Genomic DNA, 26,929 nt, shown 5'->3' on the forward strand with positions numbered 1-26,929 from the left:
GGCTCGGGGGAATCGGGGTGGGTGGGGTTGGGCATAGGGGGTCCTTAGCGGCGGGTGGCGGCGGGGATGGCGTCGGCGAGGCGGTCGAGGACGGCTGCGGCCTGTTCGTCGGTCAGGGTCAGTGGCGGGAGGAGGCGGACGACGCTGGAGTGGCGGCCGCCGAGTTCGACGATCAAGCCCCGGTCCAGGCACGCCTGGCGGACGGCCACCGCGAGGGCGGGCGCGGCTCCCCCGGTGTCGGGGTCGATCAGTTCGACGCCGATCATCAGCCCCCGGCCCCGTACGTCCCCGATGGCCGCGTGGTGCGGGGCCAGGCCGCGCAGGGAGGCGAGCATCCGCGCGCCCAGGATCCGCGCGCGGTCCGCGAGGCCGTTCTGCCGGACGTAGGCCAGTGTCGCGGTGCCCGCCGCCATGGCCAGCTGGTTGCCCCGGAAGGTCCCGGCATGGGCTCCGGGGGCCCACTGGTCGAGCTCCGCCCGGTACACGATGACGGCGAGCGGCAGGCTTCCGCCGATGGCCTTGGACAGCACCATCACGTCGGGTACGACCCCCGCGTGGTCCACGCCCCAGAACGCTCCGGTCCGCCCGACCCCCGTCTGGACCTCGTCGGCGATCAGCGGGATCCCCCGTGCCGCCGTGATCTCCCGCATCCTGCGCAGCCAGTCGTCCGGGGAGGGGTGGACCCCGCCCTCGCCCTGGACGGGTTCGACGATCATCCCGGCCGGCGGCTCCACCCCGCCTTTGGGGTCGTCGAGCAGGTTCTGCGTCCAACGGGCCGACAGCTCCGCCCCCTCGGCCCCGCCGACCCCGAACGGGCAGCGGTAGTCCTGCGGATACGGCAGCCGGGTCACCCGTGTGTCCCTCGCTCCGCCCGAGGCCTCCAACGCTCCCGCGGTCATGCCGTGGTAGGCCCCGGTGAAGGCGAGCAGCCCCGACCGGCCGGTGGCGGTGCGCACGAGCGTGAGCGCGGCCTCCACCGCGTCCGTCCCGGCCGGACCGCAGAACTGGACGCGGGCGTCGGCGGCCAGTCCCGCCGGCAGGTTGGCGAACAGCTCGGTGGTGAAAGCGTCCTTGACCGGTGTGGCGAGGTCCAGGACGTGCAACGGAGCTCCGGAGTCGAGGACTCCGCGGATGGCTTCGAGCACCACCGGGTGGTTGTGGCCGAGGGCGAGGGTGCCTGCGCCGGAGAGGCAGTCGAGGTAGCGCCGTCCGTCCGCGCCTTCGATGGTCAGCCCGCGGGCGCGCACCGGGACGATCGGCAGGGAGCGCGCGTACGTCCGCGCGGCGGACTCCCGTTGGGCCTGCCGCCGCAGGATCCCCTCGCCCGGCCCGGAGACCGGACCCGCATCCGGTCCCCGGCCCGCCTGCGGTGGGACGTGCGTGGCCTCGGCCTGCCCGCTCGTCAAAGCCACGAGTGTCGCTCCTCCCGCACGGTTGCTCTTCCGGAGTGCGCCTCGAACACCAACGCTGCTCCCCCATCCCCCGTACGTACCAACGACGGTGGCGGCGACCGATCACGGGTGGCCTCAAGATCCTTGCCCCGCCCGGGGATTCGGCCCCCGCCGGCGGAACCGTCGCCCCGGGCTGTGCCGTCCCCCACGGCAGCGGCATAGTGGGGTGCTGCAACCCAGGCGCCACCCAGGCAGCCACCCAGGCACCATCCCGAACCACCAGGGGGATTCACGACATGCGACCGATCCGACCGGTCACCGCGATCCTGTGCTCGGCCGCGCTCGCGCTGACCGCCGCGGCGTGCGGGCCCGGCGACGGTGAGACCGACGCCAAGCCGACCGTTGCGGCGAGCCTGCCCACCAGCCTTGACGGGGTGAAGATCCCGGACAGCCTCAAGGACAAGCTCAAGGAGCACGGCATCGACCTGGAGAAGTGGAAGGGAGGTGCGTGGAAGGACTGGAAGAGGGAGGACTGGCTCCGCGAGGCGGGCGACTACATCAACCCGATCATCGAGGACCTGTGGGACCCGGACCGGATGCGTGACGCCGACAAGACTCCGCAGCCCCCGGCCGTCGACCCGGACGCCGGCAAGGACCAGGGCGTGACCGATCCCGTCCCGGCCCCGGTGACGGCCAAGGCCGTGAACCCGACCTACCACCAGAGCGTCCCGGCCTCCGGCAAGGTCTTCTTCGACGGCCCCGAGGGCTCGATGGTCTGCTCGGCGACCGTCGTCAAGGACCCTGCGCACCCCGGCAAGTCCAACATGGTCTGGACGGCCGGCCACTGCGTGCACGCGGGCAAGTCCGGCGGCTGGTACCGCAACATCGCCTTCGTCCCGTCGTACAACAACGCGGGCAAGCCGGCGGCCGCGCTCAAGGGCGCGCCGCGCGAGGAAGTGGCCCCCTACGGCGTGTGGTGGAGCGACTGGGCGCAGACCTCCGACCAGTGGATCGCGACCGGTGGTCCGACCGGCGGCGCGGGCGCACCGTACGACTTCGCGGTGCTGCACGTGACCCCCGAGAAGGGTGCCGGCAAGTCCCTGGAGGAGACGGTCGGTACGGCGCTCCCGGTGGACTTCACCGCTCCGACCACGCCCAAGATCGCGAACATGACGGCCACCGGATACCCGGCGGCGGCTCCGTTCGACGGTCAGAAGGCCTTCCAGTGCACCGACAAGCCGGGCCGGCTGTCGCTGAACACGACCGACCCCGCGATGTACCGCATCGGCTGCACGATGACCGGCGGTTCCTCGGGCGGCGGCTGGGTCGCGGCGGGCGCCGACGGCAAGCCGGCGCTGGTGTCGAACACCTCGATCGGCCCCGCGAAGGCGGGCTGGCTGGCCGGGCCCCGGCTGGGCCCGGAGGCGAAGGGCATCTTCGACGCCGTGAGCGGCAAGTTCAAGTAACCGGACGGTCCCGGGTCCACACGGCCCGGGAGCCCCGGGTCCCCATGAGCGGGCCGCGCTCCCGCGCACGGACCGCATGACGGAAGAGGGCCCCCGCATCCGCGGGGGCCCTCTTCTCGTGCGGCGTGGCCCGAAGGCCGCCGCGTCAGTGCTTCGCGAGCACGTACGGAGCGAACTCCGCCGCCAGTTCCGCGTGCACCCGCGCCTTGAGCAGGGTGCCCTCCGCCGTGTGCTCCTCGGAGATCACCTCGCCCTCGGCGTGCGCACGGGCGACCAGCGAGCCGCGCGTGTACGGCACCACGGCCTCGACCTCGATCGCCGGCCGCGGCAGCTCGGCGTCGATGAGCGCGAGGAGTTCCTCGATGCCCTGGCCGGTGCGTGCCGAGACGGCGATGGAGCGCCGCTCGATCCGCAGCAGGCGCTGGAGCACCAGCGGGTCGGCCGCGTCCGCCTTGTTGATCACGACGATCTCGGGCACCTTGACTGCGCCGACCTCGCGGATGACCTCGCGGACCGCCGCCAGCTGCTCCTCCGGAGCCGGGTGCGAGCCGTCCACGATGTGCAGGATGAGGTCGGAGTCGCCGACCTCCTCCATCGTGGAGCGGAACGCCTCGACGAGGTGGTGGGGCAGGTGCCGGACGAAGCCGACCGTGTCGGCCAGGGTGTAGACCCGGCCGGACGGCGTCTCGGCCCGGCGCACGGTCGGGTCGAGGGTGGCGAACAGCGCGTTCTCCACCAGTACGCCCGCGCCCGTGAGGCGGTTGAGCAGCGAGGACTTGCCGGCGTTGGTGTATCCGGCGATGGCGACCGAGGGCACCTTGTTGCGGCGCCGTTCCTGCCGCTTGATGTCGCGGCCGGTCTTCATGTCCGCGATCTCCCGGCGCATCTTCGCCATCTTCTCGCGGATCCGGCGCCGGTCGGTCTCGATCTTGGTCTCACCGGGGCCTCGGGTGGCCATGCCGCCACCGCCGCCGCCACCCATCTGGCGGGACAGCGAGGCACCCCAGCCGCGCAGTCGCGGCAGCATGTACTGCATCTGCGCGAGCGCGACCTGCGCCTTGCCCTCTCGGGACTTGGCGTGCTGGGCGAAGATGTCGAGGATGAGCGCGGTCCGGTCGACCACCTTCACCTTGACGACGTCTTCGAGGGCGATGAGCTGGCCGGGGCTGAGTTCGCCGTCGCAGACGACGGTGTCGGCGCCGCTCTCCATGACGATGTCGCGCAGCTCGCGCGCCTTGCCGGAACCGATGAAGGTGGCCGGGTCGGGCTTGTCGCGGCGCTGGATCACGCCGTCGAGTACGAGTGCGCCCGCCGTCTCGGCGAGGGCGGCGAGCTCCGCGAGGGAGTTGTCCGCGTCCTGCGCCGTGCCGGAGGTCCACACGCCCACGAGTACGACCCGCTCCAGGCGGAGCTGGCGGTACTCGACCTCGGTGACGTCCTCGAGCTCGGTGGAGAGGCCGGCCACACGGCGCAGGGCCGCGCGCTCGGAGCGCTCGTACTGCGCGCCGTCCCGGTCACCGTCGACCTCGTGGCTCCAGGCGACGTCCTCTTCCATCAGGGCGTCGGCCCGAAGGCTCTCGGTGAAGCTCTGCGAGTCCGCCGCAGTCTGTGCGTCGTCCCGCGCGTCCTGGGAAGGGGAAGAAGAGGAGGTCATTGGATCCTTACGTCGTATTCGAATGCGTCCGCGTCAGGCGAAGCGGAGCCAAGGCCAAAGCTACTCCCGCGCGTGACTCAACACTGTCACGTCCAACGCGTGACACTCCCCGGAGATTCCCCGGGCTGCCCCCGCGAAGCGGCGCCCGCGTGGTGCGGAGCCCCGTAGAACGGCCTCGTCGATGGTGGCATGCCCGTTCCGCACGCGTCACACGCTTTTCGGGCCGCTCCACTCGGGATGCCCCGGCATGGCGGGCGTCTTCTTCCCGTACAACCACGGCTCCATGAAGGTCCCCAGGTCCCGTCCGGCCTCCTCGGACGCCAGCCGTACGAAGTCCTCCGTGCCCGCGACCGAGTCCCGGTGCTCGCCCACCCAGCGCCGCTCCACCCGGTCGAAGGCCGCGGCCCCGATCTCCTGCCGCAGTGCGTAGAGGATCAGCGCGGCCCCGTCGTAGACCGCCGGCCGGAACAGCCCGATCTTCTCGCCCTTGGCGGCGGGCTTCGGCGCGGCAGGGGGCCCGCCGGCCGCGCGCCACTGGTCGGAGCGCTGGTACGCCTCGCGCATCCGCCGCTCCAGGGAGTACTTGCCGAGGCCGTCCGCGTACAGGGCTTCGTACCAGGTGGCGTGGCCTTCGTTGAGCCACAGGTCCGACCAGGCGCGCGGGGTCACGCTGTCGCCGAACCACTGGTGGGCCAGTTCGTGGACCATCACCGACTCGACGTACCACTCGGGGTATCCCCCGCCGCCCGCGAACAGCCCGCTCTCGAAGAGCGACAGCGTCTGCGTCTCCAGCTCGAAGCCGGTCGTGGCCTTCGCGATCAGCACCCCGTAGTTCTCGAAGGGGTAGCGGCCGACCCGTGCCTCCATCCATTCGATGTGGCCGGCGGTCTTCTTCAGCCACGGATCCAGCCGCTCGCGGTCCGCCGCCGGGACCACGTCGCGCAGCGGCAGCCCGTGCGGCCCGGTGCCGTGCACGACGGCCGAGTCGCCGACCGAGACCTGGGCGAGTTCGGTGGCCATCGGGTGCAGCGTCCGGTACGTCCACGTGGTCGCCGCGCCCCTCCGGTGGGCCGGGAGCAGGCCCGGCACCCCGTTGGCGACGGCCGTGAGCCCCGCCGGCGCGGTGATGTGGAAGGTGAAGTACGCCTTGTCGGCGGGGTGGTCGTTGCAGGGGAAGACCCGGTGGGCGGCGTCGGCCTGGTTGGCCATCGCCAGCCCGTCCTCGGTGACCACCCAGCCGCCGTCGCCGCGGCCGCGCGGATCGCTCGTGTGCCGGATGGTGATGTGCAGGGCGGCGTCCGCGTCCACCGGCCGGGCGGGGGTGAGCACGAGGTCCTCCCCGATGCCCGCGAACTGCGCCGGCTCCCCGTTGACCTCGGCGGACGCCACTTTCCCGTGGGTGAAGTCCAGGTTGACGGATTCGAGCCGCGTGAGGGTGCGCGCGTCGATGACGGTGACCGCGTCGAGGGGGCTGCTGTTGGTCTTGTACGCGAAGGACAGGTCGTACGAGAGCACGTCGTAGCCGGGGTTCCCGAGTTCCGGGAACAACGGGTCGCCGATGCCGAGCGCCTTGGGCGGGGGCACCACCGCGGCGACGAGGGTGAGGGAGGCCGCGGCCAGCAGGGCGGCGCGCAGGCGCGGGGAGGTGAGCTGCATCCTCTACCGCATATCAGCGCCCGCCACGCGCCCGCGCCCGGCGCGCGACGGCTCCACCCGAACGGGTCGGGCGGGCTACGCCCGGCTGACGTCGTAGACGCCCGGCACGTCCCGCATGGCGCGCATGAGCCCCGGTAGTCCCGCCGCGTCGGGCAGCTGGAGGGTGTAGGAGTGCCGGACCCGCTGTTCGACCGGCGGTTCCACGGTCGCGGAGACCACTTCGACCCCCTCGCGGGCGATGGCCTCGGTCAGATCGGCCAGCAGGTGCGGGCGGCCGAACGATTCGGCGAGCAGCGTGACCCGGCAGTCGGCGGTCGCCCGCCAGTGCACGGCGACGGGGGTGCGCCCCACCGCCCGCATCTGGGCCACCGTCGCGCAGTGGACCCGGTGCACGGTGACGGCCCCACCCCGTACGACGAACCCTTCCACCGCGTCCGGCGGCACCGGCGTGCAGCACCCCGCGAGCCGCACGGTGGCGTCCGGCAGGTCGGCGACCGCGTTGCCGCCGCCGCCCCGGGCCCCCACCACGGACAGCGGCGCCCGCGGCGCGGCCGCCGCGGGCCCGGCCCCGTCGGGATGGGACTCCAGCCAGCTGCTGATGGCGATCCGGGCGGCCGGAGTCCTGGCGTGGTCCAGCCAGTCGGCGGCCGGCCCGGAGGAGGCGTCGTGCGAGAGCAGCAGCTGGACGGTGTCCCCGTCCGAGAGCCGGGAGGACAGGGAGGTCAGGCGCCCGTTGACCCGGGCGCCGATACAGCCGTGGGCCGCCTCGCCGTACTGCGCGTAGGCGGCGTCGATGCAGCTGACGCCGCCCGGCAGGCCCAGCGTGCCGCCGTCGGCCCGGAACACGGTGATCTCGCGGTCCTGGGCCAGCTCCGAGCGCAGGACGTTCCAGAAGGTGTCGGGATCGGGCGCCGACTGCTGCCAGTCGAGCAGCCGCGAAAGCCAGCCGGGCCGCGTCGGGTCCACCCGCTCCTCGTCGCAGTCGGCCGCCTCGGCCGCCGGCGGGGCCGTGTACGGATTCCCGAGCGCCACCACGCCCGCCTCCGCGACCCGGTGCATCTGACGGGTCCGCACGATGACCTCGGCGACGTACCCCTCGGGCGTGGCGAAGGCCGTGTGCAGCGACTGGTAGAGGTTGAACTTCGGGGCGGCGATGAAGTCCTTGAACTCCGAGACGACCGGCGTGAAACAGGTGTGCAGCTCCCCGAGTACCCCGTAGCAGTCGGCGTTCTCGGCCACGAGGACCAGCAGGCGGCCGAAGTCGGAGCCCCGCAGCTCCCCGCGCTTGAGGGCGATCCGGTGCACGGAGACGAAGTGCCGGGGCCGCACCACCACCTCGGCGGCGATGCCCGCCTCGCGCAGGACGGCCCGTACGGAGTCGGCGATGGCGGGCAGCGGGTCGCGGTCCCCCGCGTGGGCCGCGATGAGGGCGCGGGTGTACTCGTACTCCTCGGGATGCAGGATCGCGAAGACCAGGTCTTCCAGCTCGGTCTTCAGGGCCTGTACGCCGAGGCGTTCGGCGAGCGGGATCAGCACGTCCCGGGTGACTTTGGCGATGCGGGCCTGTTTGTCCGGGCGCATCACCCCGAGGGTGCGCATGTTGTGCAGCCGGTCGGCGAGTTTGATGGACATCACGCGGACGTCGTTGCCGGTGGCGACGAGCATCTTGCGGAAGGTCTCGGGCTCGGCGGCGGCCCCGTAGTCGATCTTCTCGACCTTGGTGACGCCGTCGACGATGAAGCAGACCTCCTGGCCGAACTCCTCGCGGACCTGATCGAGGGTCACGTCGGTGTCCTCGACGGTGTCGTGGAGGAGAGAGGCCGTCAAGGTGGTGGTCTCGGCGCCGAGTTCGGCCAGGATGAGGGTGACGGCGAGCGGATGTGTGATGTACGGCTCACCGCTCTTGCGCATCTGACCGCGGTGCGAGGTCTCGGCGAGCAGGTACGCGCGGCGCAGGACGGACAGGTCCGCGTCGGGGTGGTGGGCTCGGTGCGCTTCGGCGACGTGGCCGATCGCGTCCGGCAGCCGGTCCCTGGACGTGGGGCCGAGCAGTGCGGCGCGCCCAAGTCGTCGCAGGTCAAGCCTGGTCCGGCCCCGTCTGCGGAGTTCTGGGCGCTCTTCGGGGCGTGCTTCGGGGTTCGTGGCCTCTGCACTCATGGGCACCTCCGGCGGCTTCGACCGGCGGCGACGGGCATGGGGTGAGCCCTCAGGGCCGGTGCCTGATGCTACCGACCCCACCACGTGGCGCAGTCCACCTCTCGCTCAGCGTGAAACGGATCACCCATTAGAGGGAAGCTTTAGACGAAAGCCGTTTCGGTGAGCCAGGCCGGATCGAACTCGCCCTCGGCCACGATGACGGCGGGTCCGGTCATCTCGATCCGGCCGTCGGGGCGTTCGGTGATGACCAGGGTGCCGCCGGGCAGATCGACGGTGTACGTGGCGGGCGCGCCGGTGACGGCCGGGTCCGCGCCGTCGCGGCGGATGGCGGCCACGGCGACCGCGCAGGCGCCGGTGCCGCAGGAGCGAGTCTCGCCGGAGCCGCGCTCGTGGACGCGCATGGCGACGTGCCGGGGGCCGCGGTCGACGACGAACTCGACGTTGACACCTGTCGGGTAGGCGGACGCCGGGCTGTACGGGGGCGGGTCCAGCAGGTTCCCGGCATCGTCCAGGCTGTCAACGAACGCCACCGCGTGCGGGTTCCCCATGTTGACGTTGCGCGCGGGCCAGGAACGGGCTCCGACGGAGACGGTGACCTCGCCCTCGGGCAGCTCGGCGCGGCCCATGGAGACGGTCACGTCGCCGCCCTTGTCGAGGTGCACGCGCTTGACGCCGCCCCGGGTGGCGACGGCCAGGTCGCCGGGCTCGGCGTGGCCCGCGTGCTGGAGGTAGCGGGCGAAGACGCGGACTCCGTTGCCGCACATCTCGGCGATGGAGCCGTCGCTGTTGCGGTAGTCCATGAACCACTCGGCCTCGCCGGCCATGTGCGCCGCCTCGGGGTGCGCGGCGGAGCGGACGACGTGCAGTACGCCGTCGGCGCCGATCCCGGCCCGCCGGTCGCACAGCCGGGCGACGGCGGACGCCGGCAGCTCGATGGCGTTGTCCGGGTCCGGAACGATCACGAAGTCGTTCTCGGTGCCGTGGCCCTTGAGGAAGGAGAGGCTCGTCTGCGTCACCCGCCCATGGTACCGAGCCGTGACGGGGCAGGACCTGGCCCTGTCCGAAGAGACGGCCTAGCGGAGCCGGGCCACCCGGTACACCGCGAGCGCCACGACGGCCAGCGCGAGCAGCGCGTACAGGGCGGCCACCCGCAAGTCGGGGCGCCGGCCGGAGCCGCGGGCCGGGAGCCCGGGCAGGGCGTAGCCCACGCGGCACGCGGCCATCATGCCCCAGCCGCCCGCGCAGCAGCAGATCAGGAACCCGAGCATGGCGACGACCGCTCCGCCGTCGCCGAACTCGAAGGCGAGCGGGAAGGCGAACATCAGGGATCCGGAGGCGGCCAGCACGACGATGGGGGCGATCTGCCACAGGCGCAGCCGCCGCTGCGGGCGCAGCTCCACCTCGAAGGCGGGGGCGCCGGCGGCTTCCGCCTCGGCGGAGTCCGGCGCGTCCGGGCCGTCGGGGGTCAGCCGCGCGGGCTCCGCGGGCAGCCCGAGGCCGTCGACCTCCAGGCCGTCGACCTCCAGGCCGTCGGCGCCCAGGCCGTCGGCTCCGAGGCCATCGCCGCCGAACCCGTCCTGCGCCGCGGCGAGCTCACCGTGAAGCATCGGGTCCGTTTCCCGTCGGGTGTCGTCCCGACCGGTGTCGCGAGGGCCGGCCTCCATCGCCACGCGCCCTCCCACTCGGACTTCGTATGCCGTCGTTCACCGCCGGTGACGGCACCGGCGGAAGTTTGATGATGGCACGCCGTCAGGCCCCGAACGGGCGCACGGGGCGTCCCGATGCCATCACGTGATCAGGCTGTGACCGCTCGTTCGACCAACGACTGCGCGAGTCCGCCGAGTTCCGCCCGGTCCGCGACGGCCCCGCTGAGCCAGTTCACCCTCGGGTCACGGCGGAACCACGAGTCCTGGCGGCGGGCGAACCGCTTGGTGGCGCGGACCGTCTCGGCCCGGGCCTCCTCCATCGTGCACTCCCCGGCGAGCGCGGTCAGCACCTGCTGGTAGCCGAGCGCCCTGGAGGCGGTGATTCCGTCACGCAGCCCCGCGGCCTCCAGGGTGCGGACCTCCTCCACCAGCCCGGCCTCCCACATCCGGTCCACGCGCAGCGCGATCCGCTCGTCGAGCTCGGGCCGGGCGACGTCCACGCCGATCTGGACCGTGTCGTAGACGGACTCGTGGCCGGGCAGGTTCGCGGTGAACGGCCGGCCGGTGATCTCGATGACCTCCAGCGCGCGCACGATGCGGCGGCCGTTGCTGGGCAGGATCGCCTGCGCTGCGGCCGGGTCGGCGGCGGCGAGCCGGGCGTGCAGGGCGCCGGGGCCGCGCAGGGTGGCCTCGGCCTCCAGGCGGGCCCGGATCTCGGGGTCGGTCCCGGGGAACTCCATGGCGTCGAGCGCGCCGCGCACGTACAGGCCGGAGCCGCCGACGAGGACGGGGGTGCGGCCCTGGGCGAGCAGTGCGTCGATCTCGGCGCGGGCCAGGCGCTGGTACTCGGCGACGCTCGCGGTCTCGGTGACGTCCCAGATGTCGAGGAGGTGGTGCGGGACCCCGCCGCGTTCCTCGGTCGTCAGTTTGGCGGTGCCGATGTCCATCCCCCGATACAGCTGCATCGAGTCGGCGTTGACGACTTCGCCGTCGAAATGACGGGCCAGGGCCACCCCCAGATCCGACTTTCCGGCGGCGGTGGGTCCTACGACGGCGATGACCCGCGGGGCGGGGGCTGCTTTCCTCACCGCCCCAGTCTCGCAAACCCCACGGCATGTACCCGATCGAGCTACGTGACGGGCCCGGATCGGGGTCGTTGCCTTGGCGGGGTTCCGGCCCGGCGCGCGCCTGTCGTACGCCCGGCTCCGGACCGGCGCAGGCCGGTCGGTCCACGGTCCGTGCACGGCTACATCCACGGGTCCGTCCACGGCGGAACTTCACTCACACGAGTAACGTTATAGGAGTAGACATGGGCATTTTGGACCGGCTTCTCGGCCGCAAGAGCCAGGCGACGACCGAAGAGGTCGCCGCCGCGGATCTGACGGCGGAGTCCGTGACGGCCGACCAGGCCGAGACCGGGCCGGCTGAGGCCGAGGAGAGCGCGGCGGAAGCCGTCGAGATCCCGAAGCAGCAGTCGGCGGAGGTCGCCGCGGACAGCGAGGCCGGCGAGGGTGCCCGTACGTAGCTACCCCGCCAATGGAAGGTGACCCATGGGCCTGCTGGACAATCTGAAGGCCAAGCTCGCGCCCGCGAAAGACAAGGTCGGCGACCTCGCGCAGCAGCACGAGGGCAAGATCACCCAGAATCTGGACAAGATGGCGAAGGCCGTCGACTCCAAGACCAAGGGCAAGTACAGCGGCCAGATCTCTAGCGGCGCGGACAAGGCGAAGGGTGCCTTGGGCAAGATCGCGCACAAGGACACCCCCGGCGGGCCGACGCCGCCGGCGGCTTCCTGACGCGGTCACCAGAGGGGCGTGGCACCACCGAGTGTGGTGTCGCGCCCCTCTGCCGTACCCCGGTCGGCCGTATCCCCCCCGTCAGGCTGTACCCGGGGATGCCTACGACCAGGCGGCGACGAAGTATCCGACCCCGTACGGCGCGTCCTCGTACAGCAGCCGCCCTTCGAGGCCGGCGCCCTCCGCGGCGCCCGCGAGGACCTGCCAGGGGGCCCGTCCGGCGGCCTGGAGCTCGCCGGCGAGCCCGGCGTCGAGGGCGGCGAGCGCGGCCACGTCGGCGGCGCCGAGCGCGCGGGCGGCCTCGGTGTCGAAGGCGGCGGCGCGGTCGTCGAGGTAGCCGGGGGCCTTGAGGGACCGGCAGGCGCTGCCGTCACCCATCACGAGCAGTGCGACCCGGGAAGAACGCGCGGCGAGCTCGCGGCCGGCCGCCATGCACCGGACCGTGTCCAGCGGCCCCGCGACCCCGAGCCCTTCCAGGGGCGCGGTGCCCCAGCCCGCCCGGCCGAGCAGCCAGGCCCCGACGGCGAGCGGGGCGGGCAGCAGGCGCGGGCCTTCCTCGCCCCCTCCGAGCCGTACGTCGGTCCCGGCCCCGAAGCCGCGGAAGGTGCCGCGGGCGCCCTGGGGGTAGGAACCGGAATGCTCCTCGTCACAGGCTCCGACGACCACGAGCAGATCGGGCCGGGAGGCGGCGAGCACGGACAGCGCGTCGGAACACGCGGTACGGGCGTCAGCGAGTTCGGCGGCGGCCCCCGCGGCGATCTCGGGCACGAGCATCGGCGGGGCGGGGCAGACGGCAGCGGCTACGAGCATGATCTGCAGCGTAGCCGCACCCGGCAGCCCCGGGAGGTCCCTGCCTCAGGAAGACGCGGGAGCCGCGCAGCCCGACGCCGCCACCGGCAGCGGGGCCGGGACGCCCAGGGTGGGGATCCCCAGCAGGACGCCCTTCGGCTGCGCCGGAGCGGCGTTGCGCTTCTCCCACGCGTCGCCCGCACGCGTGCGGCGTACCGACTGGGTCGGGCCCTCGGCCAGCAGGTGGTGCGGGGCCGCGTAGGTGATCTCCACGGTCACCACGTCGCCGGGGCGGACCTCCTCCTGCGGCTTCGTGAAGTGCACGAGGCGGTTGTCGGGGGCGCGCCCGGACAGCCGGTGCGTGGCGCCGTCCTTGCGGCCCTCGCCCTCCGCGACCATGACCTCCAGGGTGCGGCCGACCTGCTTCTTGTTCTCGTCCCAGGAGATCTCCTCCTGGAGGGCGACCAGGCGCATGTACCGCTCCTGGACGACCTCCTTGGGGATCTGCCCCTCCATGTCGGCGGCCGGGGTCCCGGGGCGCTTGGAGTACTGGAAGGTGAAGGCGTTCGCGAAGCGGGCCTCGCGCACCGCGTGCATCGTCTGCTGGAAGTCCTCCTCGGTCTCGCCGGGGAAGCCCACGATGATGTCGGTGGAGATCGCCGCGTGCGGGATGGCGGCGCGAACCTTCTCGATGATGCCGAGGAAGCGCTCCTGGCGGTACGAGCGGCGCATCGCCTTCAGGATCGTGTCCGATCCGGACTGCATCGGCATGTGCAGCTGCGGCATGACGTTCGGGGTCTCGGCCATCGCCGCGATCACGTCGTCGGTGAAGTCGCGCGGGTGCGGGGAGGTGAAGCGGACCCGCTCCAGGCCCTCGATGGCGCCGCAGGCCCGCAGCAGCTTGGAGAAGGCCTCGCGGTCGCCCAGGTCGGAGCCGTAGGCGTTCACGTTCTGGCCGAGCAGGGTGATCTCCGAGACGCCCTCGGCGACCAGTGCCTCGACCTCGGCGAGGATGTCGCCGGGACGGCGGTCCTCCTCCTTGCCGCGCAGCGCCGGGACGATGCAGAAGGTGCAGGTGTTGTTGCAGCCGACGGAGATCGAGACCCAGGCCGCGTACGCGGACTCGCGCCGGGTCGGCAGCGTGGAGGGGAACGCCTCCAGCGACTCGGCGATCTCGATCTGCGCCTCCTCCTGGATGCGCGCGCGCTCCAGCAGGACGGGCAGCTTGCCGATGTTGTGCGTGCCGAAGACCACGTCGACCCAGGGGGCCCGGTCCACGATCGTGTCGCGGTCCTTCTGCGCGAGGCAGCCGCCGACGGCGATCTGCATGCCGGGGCGCTTGGTCTTCATCGGGGCGAGGCGGCCGAGGTTGCCGTAAAGCTTGTTGTCGGCGTTCTCGCGGACGGCGCACGTGTTGAACACGACGACGTCGGCGTCGCCGTCGGACCCCTGGGGGGCGCGGACGTACCCGGCGTCCTCCAGCAGGCCGGACAGCCGCTCGGAGTCGTGCACGTTCATCTGACAGCCGTACGTCCGGACCTCGTACGTTTTCAAAACAGTCGCCTCGCCCTCGGTGCTCACCTAGCAAGGGTAAGGGTCGGGTAGGGCGGCCGGGCCCCGGCGGCGGGCGGGGGCGGGGGCGGGCGTGCGTGCGGGCGGGCCGTGACAGGAGGGCGGGTCGGTGGCAGGATCGCGGACATGCCTCTCGTACCGCCCCGGATCAGCAGGCGCCGTGCCCTGCGGGCCCTGGTGGCCGTACTGGCCGTCCTGTGCGCGCTCGTCTGGTGGCTGAGGCCCTTCGGGGAGCCCGAGCTCAAGGGGGACCTCACCTTCAGCACCGGCGTCCAGACCGGGGTCTACCACCGCTACGGGCAGCTGCTGGAGCAGAAGCTCGCGGTGAACATGCCCGGGGTGCGCGTGCGGCTGGAGACCAGCGAGGGCTCGCAGCAGAACCTGCAGCGGGTGGCCGACGGCTCGGCGGACTTCACGGTGGCGACGGCGGACGCGGTGTCCAAGTACCGGATCGACCGGAAGCCCGGCGCGGACCGGCTGCGCGGCTGTGCCCGGCTCTACGACGACTACGTGCAGCTCGTGGTGCCCGCCGGTTCCCCGGTCCAGTCGGCCCGGGACCTGCGCGGCAAGCGGGTAGCGGTGGGCCAGAGCGGCTCGGGGGTGCGGCTGGTCTCGGAGCGGCTGCTCACCGCGGCGGGGCTGGACGCCGCCCGCGACGTCACCCCGGTGTCCATCGGCATCGACACCATGCCGGCGGAGCTGGAAGCCGGCCGGATCGACGCCTTCTTCTGGTCGGGCGGACTGCCGACCAACGCCGTGCGCGAGCTGGCGGATCGGTTCGACATCCGGCTCGTGCAGCTCGGCGACCTGGTGGAGGCCCTCCAGGCGAGCGGCAGCCCGGCGCGCTACTACCGGGCGGCGGTGATGCCGCAGGACGCCTACGCGCGCGCCCGCAACACCTCGGCGGTGGCCACGGTGGCGGTGCCGAACCTGCTGGTGACCCGGGAGGACACGGGCGCCGAGCTGACGGAGCAGTTCACCCGCACGGTGATCAACAGCCGGGACTCCATCGGACACCAGGTGCACGCGGCGCAGCTGGTCGACCTGCGGACGGCGATCTACACGGACCCGCTGGAGCTGCACACGGGCGCGGCCCGCTACTACCGCTCCGTCAAGCCGTAGCCCTCTTCCCGGCGCTTCGCCTCAGGACGACAGCAGCATGGTCGCCGCGGCGGCCGCGCCGATCAGGCCGGCGTGCGTGCCCAGCGTCGCCGGCACGACCCGCAGGTCCGTGACGAAGGACAGGGTCGCGTACGAGGCCAGGTGCGTGCGGATCGGCCCGAAGAGGGTGTCTCCGGCGGCGGCCACGCCCCCTCCGACGACGGCGATGTCGGTTTCGACGAGGGTGGCGGTGGCCGCGATGGCCGCGGCCAGTGCCCGGCCCGCCCGGTCGAAGGCGGCCAGCGCGACCGGGTCGCCCGCCGCGGCCGCCGAGGCCGCCCCGGCGGCCGTGGCGTCCCCGGCCGGGGTCCAGCCCTGTGCCAGGGCCCAGCGCGCGATGGCGGTGCCGGAGGCGATGGACTCCACGCAGCCGCGGCCCCCGCAGGCGCACGGCTCCCCGTCGAAGGCGACGCTGATGTGACCGATGTGGCCCGCGTTGCCGGTGGGTCCGGGGTGGAGCCGGTTGTTCAGGACGAGTCCGCCGCCGACGCCGGTGGAGACCACCATGCACAGTGCGTTGGCGTGGCCCCGGGCGGCGCCCAGCCAGTGCTCGGCGGCGGTCATCGCCACCCCGTCGCCGACCAGCACCGTCGGGATCCGCGCTCCGTGCCGCGCGAGCTCCGCCTCCACCCGGGCCTGGACGGGGAAGCCCCGCCAGGCACCGATGTTGACCGGGCTGACCGTGCCGAGCGCGGCGTCCACCGGGCCCGCGCTGCCGATGCCGCAGCGGACCGCCGAGGGCCAGAGCGGGGACTTCGCGAGCTCGGCGACGACCTCGGCGACTGCGGCGAAGACGGTGTCGCCGTCCGTGCCGCGCGGGGTCGGGCGGCGCGTGGTGGCCGTCATCGTGCCGTCGCAGTCCACCAGGGCGCCGGCGATCTTCGTACCGCCGATGTCGATCGCGACCGTCGGGCCGGCTGCCCCCGCGCCGGCGCGGGGGCCGGGAAACGCGGAGGTGGGTGCGGGGGTGGGAGTGGTCACGGTGGGCTCCAGGGAGGGTCTCGAATTCAGTATGCGGCCGGCGGCGGCGCCGTACTCTCGCGGGGCTCGAGCCGGGGCCGCTCGCTCTCGCGTGACCTCGGCGGGCTGCCCGCGAGGAGGGCGAGGAGTTCCTCGGCCGCGACCCGGCCGAAGGCCCCGGTGTCCCGGACGAGGGCGGTGAGCCGGGGGTGGGTGACCCGGCAGAGCGCGGAGTCGTCCCAGGCCACGATGGAGAGCCGGTCCGGCACGGGGATGCCCAGTTCGGCGGCGACGGCGGCGCCGGCCACCGCCATCACGTCGTTGTCGTAGACGATCGCGGTCGGGGGGCGGGGCTCGGCGAGGATCCGCCGGGTGGCCGCCGCGCCCTCGACGTCCGAGTAGTCGGTGGCGACCGAGCGGACCTGGCCGGGGCCGAGCCCGAGCCGGGCGGCCTCGGTGCGCAGCGAGCGGATCCGGCGCTCGGTGTGGGCGAGCCCGGGCAGTCCGGCGACGTGCGCGATCCGGCGGTGGCCGAGCCCGTGCAGGTGGTCGAGGACCTGTGCCATGGCGCCGGCGTCGTCCGCCCGGACCGCGGACAGCGTGGAGGGCGGGTCGGTCTCCCCCACGGTGACCGCGGGCAGGGCGAGCTGTTCGAGGAGGGCGGGGCGCGGGTCGTCGGTCCTCGGGTCCACGACGATGACCCCGTCGACGCGCCGTTCGGCCCACCAGCGGCGGTAGACCGCGCATTCGGCGTCGATGTCCGGGGCGACCTGGAAGAGCAGGGCGATCCGGCCGGCGGCCAGGACTTCCTGGATGCCGGAGACCAGCTGGAGGAAGAAGGACTCGACGCCGAGGGTGTGCGCGGGCCGGGCGAGGACCAGTCCGACGGCGCCGGACTGTTCGCCGGAGAGGGCGCGGGCGGCGCTGTTGGGCTGCCAGCCGAGCTCTTCGGCGACCCGGCGGATGCGGGCACGGGTGTCCTGGGAGACTCCCGGCCGGTCGTTGAGCGCGAAGGAGACCGCGCTCTGCGACACACCGGCCTGGCGGGCGATGTCCTTGATGGTGGGTCTGCGGGCCATGGCCTGTCTCATCCCTCGCTGACGTGGACGGCAATGGCCGGACCGTACGCGATCCTGCCCTGACAGACCGCCTTGACCACGACCCAGTACTCCCCGGGAGGGGCGGCGAGCGGCGGCCGCACCTCGAAGACGGCCTCGGCCGCGCCGTCCGCCGGCACCTCGACCGGTTGCACGGCGGGGGCCGTCAACTGCCAGGCGCCGTACGGGGAGACGGCGTACGCCTGCCCCGTCAGCGTGGTGCGGATGCCGGTGGAGCCGATGCGTGCGCGCAGCAGGGCCCGCGCTCCGGGGGCGACGGTGACGGCGGGCTCCGGCGCGTCCACCCACAGCCCGGCGGGGCCGGCGGGGGCCCCGGGGACGGCGACGGTGAGGACGTCCTCGAACTCCCCCGCCAGGGTGCCGGCGACGACCCGGACCAGGTGTTCGCCGGGTTCCGCGCCGGCGGCGGGCTCCACCGTCAGCGGGAGCGAGGCGTGGCCGCCGGCCGGAAGGTCGACCCGCTGCCGGGTCCAGGAGGTCCGCCAGCCGTCGGGGGCCCGGACCTCCAGCGCGACCGGGCCGCCGGCCGCCTCCCCGTGGGCCGCGACGGTGACCGTTGCCTCGGAGGCGGTCCCGTCACACGTCACCGTGTACGGCGCGTCGCCGAGCGGAGCCGTCCCGGTGTTGTGCAGCCAGTAGCGGCTGAACACCGGCTGGTGCGGCTCCCGTTCGCGCTCCCGCAGCGGCATGCCCGATTGCGCGCGCAGCAGCAGGGTGGTCGTCGCGGCGCCCTGGATCCCGCCCTCGAAGCGGCCGGTCGGGCGGTCCAGCAGATCGGCCTCGGCGGCCGGATCCGTCGGCCACAGCGTCTCGGCCGTCACCGCGCGGCCGTGCGTTTCGCGCAGCCGGACCGCGAGGTTGCCGGAGCCTTCGGCCCGCTTCACCGTCTCGATCAGCAACCGGTCGGCCGGCTCCACGCCGAGCAGCGAGCGCGCGGCCGGGCGGGGCCCCTCGCCGGGGACGGCCGTGACGGCCGTCAGCGGCTTGTTGAACTCCCGTCCCCGGCGCACCAGGTCCACCGCGCGCCAGTCCCCGGAGCCCGCGACCAGCGCGTGCTCGAAGACGTGGGTCCAGTGCTGGAGCTGGAAGGAGCTGCCGTCGGGTGCGGTCCGCCGTGGAGGGTCCATCCACTCGCCGCTCGGGCGGCCGGTGCAGGACCGCATCAGGGTGCTGTGCAGCCGCCCGGCGGTGTCGACGGCGAAGCCGGGCGTGCCGCGCACCAGGATCCCGACCGTGCGGCCGGCGTAGGCCTCACGGTCCGCGCGAGCCACCCCGTCCGCGTACGCCTCCCCGTGCGCGTACGCCTCGCCGTGGGGGTACGCCTCGCCGCGCGCGTACGCCGCCTCGTGCGGGTACGCCGCCTCGTGCCCGTCCGCTCCGGCCGCCGGAGCCCCGGCTTCGAGCCGGCCCGACGCGGCCACGGCCCGGGCGAGCTCCGCCGCCGGCTCCGTGAGGACCAGGACCGGCAGGTCGCGGACGCCGGTCAGGTCGCAGCCGGGGCTCCAGAGCGAGCGGAGCCCGGCGCGGGCCGGGATCCAGACCCGCGCGTGTTCCCGTACCGCCTTCGCGTACGCGGGACCGGCCGACTCCAGCACCGCCGCCGTGAAGGCGTTCTCCCCGGGGCCGCCGAGCGCGATGCGGAAGTCGGGCAGGCTGCTGTCCACCGCCAGGTCGCCCCATCGCGGCCCGCCCGGCCGGGTCGGGGTCGCGGTGACTCCGTGGCGGCCGAGCGCGGTGACGAGCTCCCGCAGGCCCGGGGCCCCGCAGGGAGGAGAACCGTCCCCGTCCGGGAGCACGATCTCGGCGGCCCCCAGGGCACGCCCGCCCGGGCCGGTCATAGGCGCCGACAGCGCGAACCAGTTCAGGCAGGGGCTGTCCAGGGTCCACGGGGCCCGCGTGCGGTCGGCGCCGGCGTCCGCCTCGGGGAAGGCGAAACCGCGCCCGACCACGGCCGCCGCGGTCTCGGCGACGGGCAGCGCGCCGGGCACGTCGGCCGGTATCCGCAGCCGCAGCAGCTGGTCGCAGCCGTCGAACTCGTGCACCGTCGTGGTGAGTTCAGCCCGGTCCAGGCCGTCCCACAGGGTGGTCGTCCGGGTCCAGCGGACGGGCCCGGTCCGCCCGGTGGCCACGATGCGCGAGCCGAGCGGCCCGCGCTCCACCCGGCAGGACCCGGCGGGCGCGGCGCCCGATCCGGTGCCCGGCCCCTTGGGCAGCAGGTGCCAGGGGCCCTCTTCGAAGAAGGGGTGCTCGTCGTACTCCTCCTGCACCACGAGCTCGTCCACCTCGCCCGCGGTGATCAGCTCCTGCCCGGTGCGCCGGTCCAGCAGCCGGGCGAGGCCGCCGCCGCGCGCGGGGTCGGCCTCGGCGCGCAGGAACCGGTTCTGGACGGCGAGACCCGCTGCCGGCTCCCAGCCGCCGGAGAGCGGCAGTCGGGAGGCGGCGAGCCACCACGTGCGGTGGCCCAGCGAGGGCACGTCCTCGGCGAGGAAGACCACCTCGGCGACGCCCTGCGAGACGGCCTCGACGTGGACCGGCCCGCGCCGGCCCGTGCCGTCGAGGACGGTGATCCGGTCGGCGCGGCCGTCGGCCAGGCCCAGTACCGCGAGGTCGACGCCGGCACGGACCAGGTCGGTGCGGGTCCACGACACCGGGTTGTGCACGGTGACGGCGAGCGGCCCGGGGCCCCGGGTGTCGGCCTCGGCGGTCAGCGCGTGCAGCGCCTCGTCCCGTACGCCGGCGGCCAGGTCGTGGGCCTCGCGCCAGGTGGGGAGCAGGTCGAGGTACACCTGGTCGGAGAAGGTCCCGGTGACGGCGTCGTGGTGGGCGGCGTGCAGCAGGTGGCGCCAGGCCTTGGACAGGGTCTGGGCGGGGTAGTCGATCAGCCCTTCGGCGCAGGCCAGCGCGGCGAAGGTCTCGGCCTGTTCGAGGAGGTTCTCCGCCGCCCGGTGGGCCTGTTTCACGTCGATGTAGGTGACGTCCTTGCCGGTGTAGACCGGGCCCATCTCCCGGGTGACGGGCAGCGGGTGCTCGCCGCGCGCCGCGAACTCGGCGCGGACGGCGTCGAAGTGGGCGCGCGGGCCGGTGTGTTCCATGCGGGGCCAGCAGTAGCGGCGGTTCCAGGCGTGCTGCACGTCCAGGCCCCAGCGGTGCGGCCAGGAGAAGTCGGTGCCCATGGGGATCAGCACGTTCTTCGTCGCCGCGGCGGTGCGCAGGAGCTCGTACAGGTCGAGCAGTTGCCCGGCGGCGGCCTGCGCGTCGGGGGCCTGGTGGGAGAACCAGCCGGCGGAGCAGTGCGCGGGCAGGTAGTGCAGGAGCAGGCCCTCGCCGCCGGGCGCGATCCACTCGTACTCGGCGGGCAGCTGCATGGCGGCGGGGGCGCGCAGCTCGTCGCCCCAGGTGTCCATCATCGGGCCCCACTGGTGGTGGGGGCCGCGGGCCAGGACGGCGGAGTCGAGGCCGGCGCCGGCCATCAGGGCAGGGAAGGACGGGTCGTGGCCGAAGACGTCGAGCTGCCAGGCGGTGCGCGGGTCGGCGCCGAGGGTGCCGCGGTGCATTGCGAGGCCGTGGACGGCGCTGCGGATGGTGGTCTCGGCGGAGGTGAGGTTGGTGGAGGGCTCGTTGTAGGTGCCGCCGACGATCTCCACGCGGCCCTCGGCGATCAGCGCGCGCAGCTCGGCGCGCTCGCCGGGGTGGCTGTCCCAGTAGGGCTTGAGGTAGTCGACCTCGGAGAGCACGAAGCGGTACGCCGGGTCCTCGCGCGCCTGTTGGAGGTGGAGCGGGATCAGGGTGAAGGCGGGGACCCCCGTGTACTCCCAGCCGCGCGCGGCCTCGCCGGGCCGCGGCGGGGCGTCCCAGAGGGCGGTGTATGCGGCCTGGGTGTTCCACCACATGGGGTCGTAGTGGAAGTGGGGCACGAGCCGGACGGTCCAGCCCGGCTCGGCGACGACCAGGCCGAAGGGCCGGTCGGCGAGCGGGCGGCCGTCCGGGGTGGTGACGCGGACGGTGGCGGGCAGGACGGTCCCGGGGGCGGCGCCGGCGGTGCGGACGGCCACCTCGACGGTGGACTCGACGGTGGACTCGGGAGCCGGCCGGGGGCCGGCCGGGGGCCGGACCCGGCCGGATCCGCGCGGGCGTCGGCGGCGGCGTAGGCCTCGGCGGTGTCGGCGCGCACGACGCGCGGGTGCGGGGTGTTGATGCCGTCGCCGTGCACGCGCAGGTGCAGCGGACCGGCCGGGCGCGCCCTGCGGACGCGCACCCGGACGACCTGCGAGGGAGTTTCCGGCGGGCCGGTGAAGAGGGCCGGGGTGGAGACCGCAGTGACGGTAATTCCGCTGTCCATTTCCGCACACTTCCTGTGTGACAACACCGCTCAACAACAGCTAAACCGCATTAGTTCCCTCGGTTTCGGAGGCCGAAACCCTTCTGCCAGCAGGGCTGAAGCGCATAAGCAGCACGACCTGGCAGGTCAGGTCTTTCATCGCGCCACATCGGGACGTTCGGAGATAGCGACCCTGTTGACTTTCAACGGCCGGGGGCGGCAGGTTATGGGGCATCCGGCGAATTCCCCCTGAACTCCGGGACCCCGCATGCACGACGGCTCCGCCGCCTCCGCCTCCGCTTCCACACCCCCGACCGCACCCGCCCGCACCCTGCGTTTCGGTGCCAACTACACGCCGACGCGCGGCTGGTTCCACCACTGGCTCGACTTCGACCTCGACGAGGTCAGGGCCGACCTCGACTCGATCGCCGGCCTCGGCCTGGACCACGTACGGGTCTTCCCGCTGTGGCCGGTGTTCCAGCCGAACCGGACGCTGATCCGCCCGCGCGCCGTCGAGCAGCTCGTCGCGCTCTGCGACGCGGCCGCCGAGCGGGGGCTCGACGTCAACGTGGACGGGCTGCAGGGCCACCTGTCGAGCTTCGACTTCCTGCCCGCCTGGACCGGGACCTGGCACCGCCGGAACATCTTCGACGACCCCCAAGTGGTCGCCGGGCAGGAGGAGTACCTGCGCACGCTGGCCGCCGCGCTCGCGGACCGGCCCAACTTCCTCGGCATGACCGTCGGCAACGAGATCAACCAGTTCTCCGACGACCCCCACCCCTCCCCCGACCGGATCACGCGGGAGCAGGCCGGGCGGTGGCTGGAGCGGATGCTCGCCGCCTGCGAGGAGGGGGCGCCGGGCCGTCTGCACCTGCACGCCGAGTACGACGCCGCCTGGTACCGGGACGGGCACCCCTTCACCGTGGCCCAGGCGGCCCGCCTGGGCGGCGCGACGGCCGTGCACTCCTGGGTGTTCAACGGCACCGCCCAGCGCCACGGACGGACCGGGACGGCCACCGAGCACCACGCCGCGTACCTGATCGAGCTCTCCAAGGCCTGGGCCCTCGATCCGCACCGCCCGGTCTGGCTCCAGGAGGTGGGCGCGCCCGCCCCGCTCATCCCGGCCGAGCACGCGGCCTCCTTCACCGAGGCGACCGTGGCGAACGCCCTGGACTGCCCGGACCTGTGGGGCGTGACCTGGTGGTGCTCGCACGACGTGTCGCGGGAGCTCGCGGACTTCCCGGAGCTGGAGTACGGCCTCGGCCTGCTCACCAACGACCGCGCGGCCAAGCCCGCCGGCGAGGTCATCGCCCGGATCACCGAGGAGTGGCGGGGCCGCGGACACCGCCCGGCGGTGCGCTCCACCGCGCTCGCCGTGGACGTCGGCGGCGCCGAGGCCGCGCCGGACCGCTCGGTGTGCGCCCCCGGCGGTGCGTTCTTCGAGGCCTGGGCGGCGCTCACCGCCCAGGGCGTCCGGCCGGCGGTGGTCCTGGCCGAACTCGCCGAGGACGCCGAGCACCTGGCCGCGCGCGGCATCACCGAGGTACTGCACGTGTCCGACGTCCCCGCCCACCGGACCTGACCGGCCCCACGGAGGAGAACCCGCATGCCCGAGACCGACGACGCTGTCGACCCTCGTACCGCCCGCACCACGGCAGCACCGGCCTGCACCGCGCCGAGCACCGCGAGAGGCGCGACGCCGAGCACCGCGGCGGGGACCGGGATACGGCCGACCCGGCGCGGGTTACTGGCCGCCGGAGCCGGTGCCGGAGCCGCCGCCCTGCTCTTCAAGGTCGCGGCCCCCGCCACGGCCGCCCCCGCCACGGCGGCCCCCGGGGCTCCGGCCGCCCCCGCCGGCCTGGCCCCGTACGCCTCGTACTGGTTCCCCGACTCGCTCCCCGAGGGCACCCCGGGTCCCGGGATCACCTGGCGCTCCCTCATGCGGTGGAGCCCCGAGTCCGATCCCGATCTGGCCCACAACACCTCGACCGTGCCGCTGGCTTCCCGTTTCACCCCGGCGCCGCCGAACGCCTCCGCCCGCGCCGGCCAGGCCCGCATCGCCTCGCTCGTCTCCTTCGGGAGCACCGCCGGGAACCCGTCCCAGGGCTCCCCGACCGCCGACTACTACGCCCTCACCCACTGGGCGTACATCGACGAGCTGGTCTTCTGGGGCGGCTCCTCCGGCGAGGGCATCGTGCTCGCCCCGAACGCGCCCGTCGTCGACGCCGCGCACCGCAACGGCGTGCGGGTGATGGGCAACGTGTTCCTGCCGCCCGTGGCCTACGGCGGCGACCTCCAGTGGACCAGGGACCTGGTCCAGCGGGATTCCCTCGGCCGGTTCCCGGTCGCCGAGAAGCTGGCGCTGGTGGCGCGGACTTACGGGTTCGACGGCTGGTTCGTCAACGCCGAGACCGGGGGCGGCGACAGTGAACTCGCGGCCCGCACCCAGCAGTTCCTCCGGGCCCTGCGCGCCGCCGGCGAGCCGCACGGACTGCGCGTCACCTGGTACGACGCGATGAACTCCACCGGCGGGGTCGGCTGGCAGGGCGCGCTGAACGAGCTCAACCAGGAGTTCTTCGAGGACCGCCGGGGCAAGGTCGCGGACACCATGTTCGTGGACTTCCGCTGGACCCCGGCGAAGCTGGCCGCCTCCGGCGCGCTCGCGGACGGGCTGGGGCGCGGCCGCCACGAGCTGTGGGCCGCCGTGGACACGGAGTCCCGCGGATGGGAGTGCCAGGTGGACTGGGACGCGATCGTCCCGCGCGACCGCGACCACGTCGTCTCCTACGGCTTCTACCGGCCCGAGTGGACCCGCAACCACCTCGCCGACCGCTCCCCGGGCGCCTTCCACCGCGCCGACGACCGGTTCTGGACGGGCGAGTCCCTGGACCCGGCCCGCCCCGGCCCCGAAGGCACCTGGCGCGCCCCCGCCACCGTCGTCGCCGACCGGTCCACCGTCACCGCCCTGCCCTTCGCCTGCTCCTTCAACACCGGGCACGGCGAGCGCTGGTACGAGGGCGGCAGGGCCGTCGGCGACACCCCGTGGAACCACCTCGGCCTCCAGGACCGGCTCCCCGGACGCCGCTGGGTCGTGGACACCGCCGGGGCCCGCCCCAAGGTCACCCTCGACTTCGCCAGGGCCTGGCGCGGCGGCTCCAGCCTCCTCGTCTCCGGCGAACTCGCCGCTCCGGCCGCCGTCGGGCTGCACTCCACCCGGCTGCCGCTGTCCCGCTCGACCGTCGTCGAGCTGGTCCACGCCACCGAGTCGGGCACCGTCGCCGTCGAGCTCGGGGTGGCCACGCGCGAGCCGGCCGCCCCGGGGCAGGAGGTCCCGTACACCTGGCTGAAGGCGCAGACCTCCGCCGCCGGTCAGGGCTGGAGCACGACCCGGGTCCGGCTGGCGGATCTGGCGGGCGGGACCGCCCACGGTCTGGCCGTACGGATCACCCGGCTCGGGAAGAAGCCGGTGCGCTGGCGGCTCGGCGCCCTGACGGTACGCGACGCCGCCGCGCGGCCCCGCCCGGGTACTCCGGGGACGCCGGCCGTGACCGCCTCGGCCCAGCAGTCCGGTACGGCGGCCCTGCGGCTGTCATGGCAGCGGGCCGGCCAGGCGGGCCCGCTCCGCCATTACGAGGTGTCCCGTGTCCTGCCGGACGGCACCCGCCGCTTCCTCGGCGGCACCTGCGCGACCGCCCTCTACCTCCCGGCCGTCGAGCGCGCCGGCCGCGAGAAGGCGGCCGTCTTCGAAGTACGGGCCGTGGACGAGCTGTACGCCGTCTCCGCCCCCGCCCGCACCACCCTCACCTGGACCGGAGCCATCTGATCACTCGTGCATGGCGGCGGGGTCGGTGCGCGGGACCGCCACCGTCACCCGCAGCCCGTGCGGCGGGTTCTTCTCGTAGGAGAGGGACCCGCCGCCCGCGGCGAGCAGGGCGCGGGAGATGGAAAGGCCGAGCCCGGAGCCCTTGACGTTCTGGTGGCGGCCGCTGCGCCAGAACCGGTCGCCGACGCGGAGCAGCTCCTCCTCGGTGAGGCCGGGCCCCCGGTCGGCGACCACGATGCGCACCTGATCGCCCACCACGGAGAGGCTCACCTCGACGTCCTCACCCTCCGGGGTGAACTTGAGGGCATTGTCGATGACGGCGTCGAGCGCGCTGGAGAGGGCGATCGGATCGGCCCAGCCGGTGGCGGCGCTCCGCCCGGTCCCGGTGAGCCGCACGCCCTTCTCCTCGGCGAACGGCCGCCAGGCGGTGACCCGCTCGGCGGCCAGCCCCGCGATGTCGACGAGGCTGATCTCGGCGGTGGCGTGCTCGGCCAGCGCCAGGTCCAGCAGGTCGTCCAGGACCTGGGTCAGGCGCTTTCCCTCGGTCCGCACGGAGGCGATCTCCTCGTTGCCGTCGGGGAGTTCGAGGGCGAGGAGCTCGATCCGCAGGAGCAGTGCCGCGAGCGGGTTGCGCAGTTGGTGGGAGGCGTCCGCGACGAACGCCCGCTGCTGTTCCAGGACCTCTTCGACGTTGTCGGCCATCTCGTTGAACGAGCGGGCGAGGCGCCGCAGTTCCGGGGGCCCGCCGGCCGCCGCCACCCGGGAGTTCATCCGCCCGGTGGCGATGCCGTGGGCGGCCGCGTCCAGGGTCCGCACGGGCTTGAGCACCCAGCTGGTCAGCCGCAGCGCGGCACCGAAGGCCACGAGCATGGCGGCGCCGAGCCCGCCGATGATCAGCAGCCAGCCCCGCAGGATCCGGGAGCGCATCTGGCCGGTGGGCGACTCGGTGGCGACGACGGCGACCACGTCCCCGTCGAGGACGACGGGGGAGGCGACGAGGAGTTTGCCGTGGGTCTGCCAGGGCCACACCTGGCCGGGGTCGTGGCTGCGCCGTCCGGCGAGTGCCTCTTGGAAGGCGCGGCGCCCCTCCCCCGACTCCGGGAGCTCCCACCAGCCGGGGGACCGGGCGATGGCGTTGTCGTTGCGGAGGAAGATGCCGACGCGGATGCCGTACAGCTCCTGGTAGCGGCTGAGTTCCTGCCGGAGGGTCTCGCGGCGCTCGTCGGCTCCGCTGGCGTTCGAGCCCTCGGCGTCGATGACGAACTGGGCGAGCGCGGCGAAGCGGGCGCTGTCGTCGATCCGGTCGACGACCACCCGCTGTTGCTGCCCGGCGGCCAGGGCCACCGCGAGCGGGAAGCCCAGGGCGAGCAGGACGCCCGCCATGAGGACGACGAGCAGCGGGAGCAGGCGGGCGCGCACGGC

General features: G+C 73.9%; 19 protein-coding genes. 6 read left to right on the top strand and 13 right to left on the bottom strand.

Going from position 1 to position 26,929, the window contains the following annotated elements:
• Window positions 1–44: 44 nt before the first annotated feature.
• The gene (locus tag J7F03_RS31350; RefSeq protein ID WP_214955571.1) at window positions 45–1,316 is read right to left on the bottom strand and encodes a diaminobutyrate--2-oxoglutarate transaminase family protein; all 1,272 of its coding nucleotides are present in this window, start codon (window positions 1,314–1,316) and stop codon (window positions 45–47) included.
• A gap of 371 nt (window positions 1,317–1,687) precedes the next feature.
• Between J7F03_RS31350 and J7F03_RS31355 the strand changes: the two genes are divergently transcribed.
• Window positions 1,688–2,857, top strand: a complete 1,170-nt coding sequence (locus tag J7F03_RS31355) for a serine protease (protein WP_214955488.1) — start codon at window positions 1,688–1,690, stop codon at window positions 2,855–2,857.
• Window positions 2,858–3,002: 145 nt separating this feature from the next.
• Here J7F03_RS31355 and hflX read toward each other — a convergent pair whose 3' ends face one another.
• From hflX to miaA, 6 genes are all read right to left on the bottom strand, one after another.
• A complete protein-coding gene (gene hflX / locus J7F03_RS31360; protein WP_214955490.1) occupies window positions 3,003–4,511 on the bottom strand; it encodes a GTPase HflX in 1,509 nt (502 codons plus the stop codon).
• Window positions 4,512–4,718: 207 nt separating this feature from the next.
• Window positions 4,719–6,167: a M1 family metallopeptidase gene (locus J7F03_RS31365; RefSeq protein ID WP_214955492.1), complete on the bottom strand. Its 1,449-nt coding sequence runs from the start codon at window positions 6,165–6,167 to the stop codon at window positions 4,719–4,721.
• Between the two features lie 75 nt (window positions 6,168–6,242).
• On the bottom strand, window positions 6,243–8,324 hold the full coding sequence (locus J7F03_RS31370; protein WP_214955494.1) for a bifunctional (p)ppGpp synthetase/guanosine-3',5'-bis(diphosphate) 3'-pyrophosphohydrolase: 2,082 nt from the start codon (window positions 8,322–8,324) through the stop codon (window positions 6,243–6,245).
• Window positions 8,325–8,464: 140 nt separating this feature from the next.
• The gene (gene dapF / locus J7F03_RS31375) at window positions 8,465–9,340 is read right to left on the bottom strand and encodes a diaminopimelate epimerase (RefSeq protein ID WP_214955496.1); all 876 of its coding nucleotides are present in this window, start codon (window positions 9,338–9,340) and stop codon (window positions 8,465–8,467) included.
• Window positions 9,341–9,397: 57 nt separating this feature from the next.
• Entirely contained in the window at window positions 9,398–9,988 is a 591-nt protein-coding gene (locus tag J7F03_RS31380; RefSeq protein ID WP_214955573.1) for a hypothetical protein, read from the bottom strand.
• 131 nt (window positions 9,989–10,119) lie between these two features.
• Entirely contained in the window at window positions 10,120–11,058 is a 939-nt protein-coding gene (gene miaA / locus J7F03_RS31385) for a tRNA (adenosine(37)-N6)-dimethylallyltransferase MiaA (protein WP_214955499.1), read from the bottom strand.
• A 221-nt stretch (window positions 11,059–11,279) separates the two neighbouring features.
• On the opposite strand from miaA, the gene J7F03_RS31390 reads away from it, so the two are divergent.
• Window positions 11,280–11,495, top strand: coding sequence for a gliding motility protein (locus J7F03_RS31390; RefSeq protein WP_214955501.1), 216 nt, complete (start codon window positions 11,280–11,282; stop codon window positions 11,493–11,495).
• 25 nt (window positions 11,496–11,520) lie between these two features.
• A complete protein-coding gene (locus J7F03_RS31395; protein ID WP_214955503.1) occupies window positions 11,521–11,766 on the top strand; it encodes an antitoxin in 246 nt (81 codons plus the stop codon).
• Between the two features lie 102 nt (window positions 11,767–11,868).
• Here the strand turns inward: J7F03_RS31395 and J7F03_RS31400 are convergent, their stop codons facing one another.
• A complete protein-coding gene (locus tag J7F03_RS31400; protein WP_214955505.1) occupies window positions 11,869–12,576 on the bottom strand; it encodes a hypothetical protein in 708 nt (235 codons plus the stop codon).
• 45 nt (window positions 12,577–12,621) lie between these two features.
• Window positions 12,622–14,136 carry a tRNA (N6-isopentenyl adenosine(37)-C2)-methylthiotransferase MiaB gene (gene miaB, locus J7F03_RS31405; RefSeq protein WP_308380035.1) on the bottom strand — a complete coding sequence of 505 codons (1,515 nt, stop codon included), beginning with the start codon at window positions 14,134–14,136 and terminating at the stop codon, window positions 12,622–12,624.
• 117 nt (window positions 14,137–14,253) lie between these two features.
• Here miaB and J7F03_RS31410 point away from each other — a divergent pair, with 117 nt between their 5' ends.
• On the top strand, window positions 14,254–15,249 hold the full coding sequence (locus J7F03_RS31410; protein WP_214955507.1) for a TAXI family TRAP transporter solute-binding subunit: 996 nt from the start codon (window positions 14,254–14,256) through the stop codon (window positions 15,247–15,249).
• Between the two features lie 21 nt (window positions 15,250–15,270).
• On the opposite strand, the gene J7F03_RS31415 is transcribed toward J7F03_RS31410, so the two are convergent.
• The 3 genes from J7F03_RS31415 to J7F03_RS31425 all read right to left on the bottom strand — a co-directional run bounded on the left by J7F03_RS31415 (window position 15,271) and on the right by J7F03_RS31425 (window position 21,418).
• A complete protein-coding gene (locus J7F03_RS31415; protein WP_308380038.1) occupies window positions 15,271–16,188 on the bottom strand; it encodes an ROK family protein in 918 nt (305 codons plus the stop codon).
• Between the two features lie 107 nt (window positions 16,189–16,295).
• Entirely contained in the window at window positions 16,296–17,327 is a 1,032-nt protein-coding gene (locus J7F03_RS31420; RefSeq protein WP_214955511.1) for a LacI family DNA-binding transcriptional regulator, read from the bottom strand.
• A gap of 8 nt (window positions 17,328–17,335) precedes the next feature.
• Window positions 17,336–21,418 carry an NEW3 domain-containing protein gene (locus J7F03_RS31425; protein ID WP_214955514.1) on the bottom strand — a complete coding sequence of 1,361 codons (4,083 nt, stop codon included), beginning with the start codon at window positions 21,416–21,418 and terminating at the stop codon, window positions 17,336–17,338.
• Between the two features lie 534 nt (window positions 21,419–21,952).
• Here J7F03_RS31425 and J7F03_RS31430 point away from each other — a divergent pair.
• Together J7F03_RS31430 and J7F03_RS31435 are read left to right on the top strand one after the other, a co-directional pair.
• A complete protein-coding gene (locus J7F03_RS31430; protein WP_251072766.1) occupies window positions 21,953–23,266 on the top strand; it encodes a glycosyl hydrolase in 1,314 nt (437 codons plus the stop codon).
• Window positions 23,267–23,290: 24 nt separating this feature from the next.
• Window positions 23,291–25,507: an endo-beta-N-acetylglucosaminidase gene (locus J7F03_RS31435; protein WP_214955516.1), complete on the top strand. Its 2,217-nt coding sequence runs from the start codon at window positions 23,291–23,293 to the stop codon at window positions 25,505–25,507.
• Here J7F03_RS31435 and J7F03_RS31440 read toward each other — a convergent pair whose 3' ends face one another.
• Window positions 25,508–26,926, bottom strand: a complete 1,419-nt coding sequence (locus J7F03_RS31440; protein ID WP_214955518.1) for a HAMP domain-containing sensor histidine kinase — start codon at window positions 26,924–26,926, stop codon at window positions 25,508–25,510.
• Window positions 26,927–26,929 lie beyond the last annotated feature (3 nt).

Source organism: Streptomyces sp. ISL-43, assembly GCF_018614195.1.
Taxonomy (GTDB): domain Bacteria; phylum Actinomycetota; class Actinomycetes; order Streptomycetales; family Streptomycetaceae; genus Streptomyces.

Excerpts from the sequence above, each read along its gene's own strand:
- J7F03_RS31395 (WP_214955503.1), top strand. The coding sequence starts at position 11,521 with ATGGGCCTGCTGGACAATCTGAAGGCCAAGCTCGCGCCCGCGAAAGAC.
- J7F03_RS31370 (WP_214955494.1), bottom strand. The coding sequence starts at position 8,324 with ATGAGTGCAGAGGCCACGAACCCCGAAGCACGCCCCGAAGAGCGCCCA.
- J7F03_RS31435 (WP_214955516.1), top strand. The coding sequence starts at position 23,291 with ATGCCCGAGACCGACGACGCTGTCGACCCTCGTACCGCCCGCACCACG.
- hflX (WP_214955490.1), bottom strand. The coding sequence starts at position 4,511 with ATGACCTCCTCTTCTTCCCCTTCCCAGGACGCGCGGGACGACGCACAG.
- J7F03_RS31420 (WP_214955511.1), bottom strand. The coding sequence starts at position 17,327 with ATGGCCCGCAGACCCACCATCAAGGACATCGCCCGCCAGGCCGGTGTG.
- J7F03_RS31430 (WP_251072766.1), top strand. The coding sequence starts at position 21,953 with ATGCACGACGGCTCCGCCGCCTCCGCCTCCGCTTCCACACCCCCGACC.
- J7F03_RS31400 (WP_214955505.1), bottom strand. The coding sequence starts at position 12,576 with ATGCTCGTAGCCGCTGCCGTCTGCCCCGCCCCGCCGATGCTCGTGCCC.
- J7F03_RS31390 (WP_214955501.1), top strand. The coding sequence starts at position 11,280 with ATGGGCATTTTGGACCGGCTTCTCGGCCGCAAGAGCCAGGCGACGACC.
- J7F03_RS31410 (WP_214955507.1), top strand. The coding sequence starts at position 14,254 with ATGCCTCTCGTACCGCCCCGGATCAGCAGGCGCCGTGCCCTGCGGGCC.
- J7F03_RS31365 (WP_214955492.1), bottom strand. The coding sequence starts at position 6,167 with ATGCAGCTCACCTCCCCGCGCCTGCGCGCCGCCCTGCTGGCCGCGGCC.
- J7F03_RS31355 (WP_214955488.1), top strand. The coding sequence starts at position 1,688 with ATGCGACCGATCCGACCGGTCACCGCGATCCTGTGCTCGGCCGCGCTC.
- J7F03_RS31380 (WP_214955573.1), bottom strand. The coding sequence starts at position 9,988 with ATGGAGGCCGGCCCTCGCGACACCGGTCGGGACGACACCCGACGGGAA.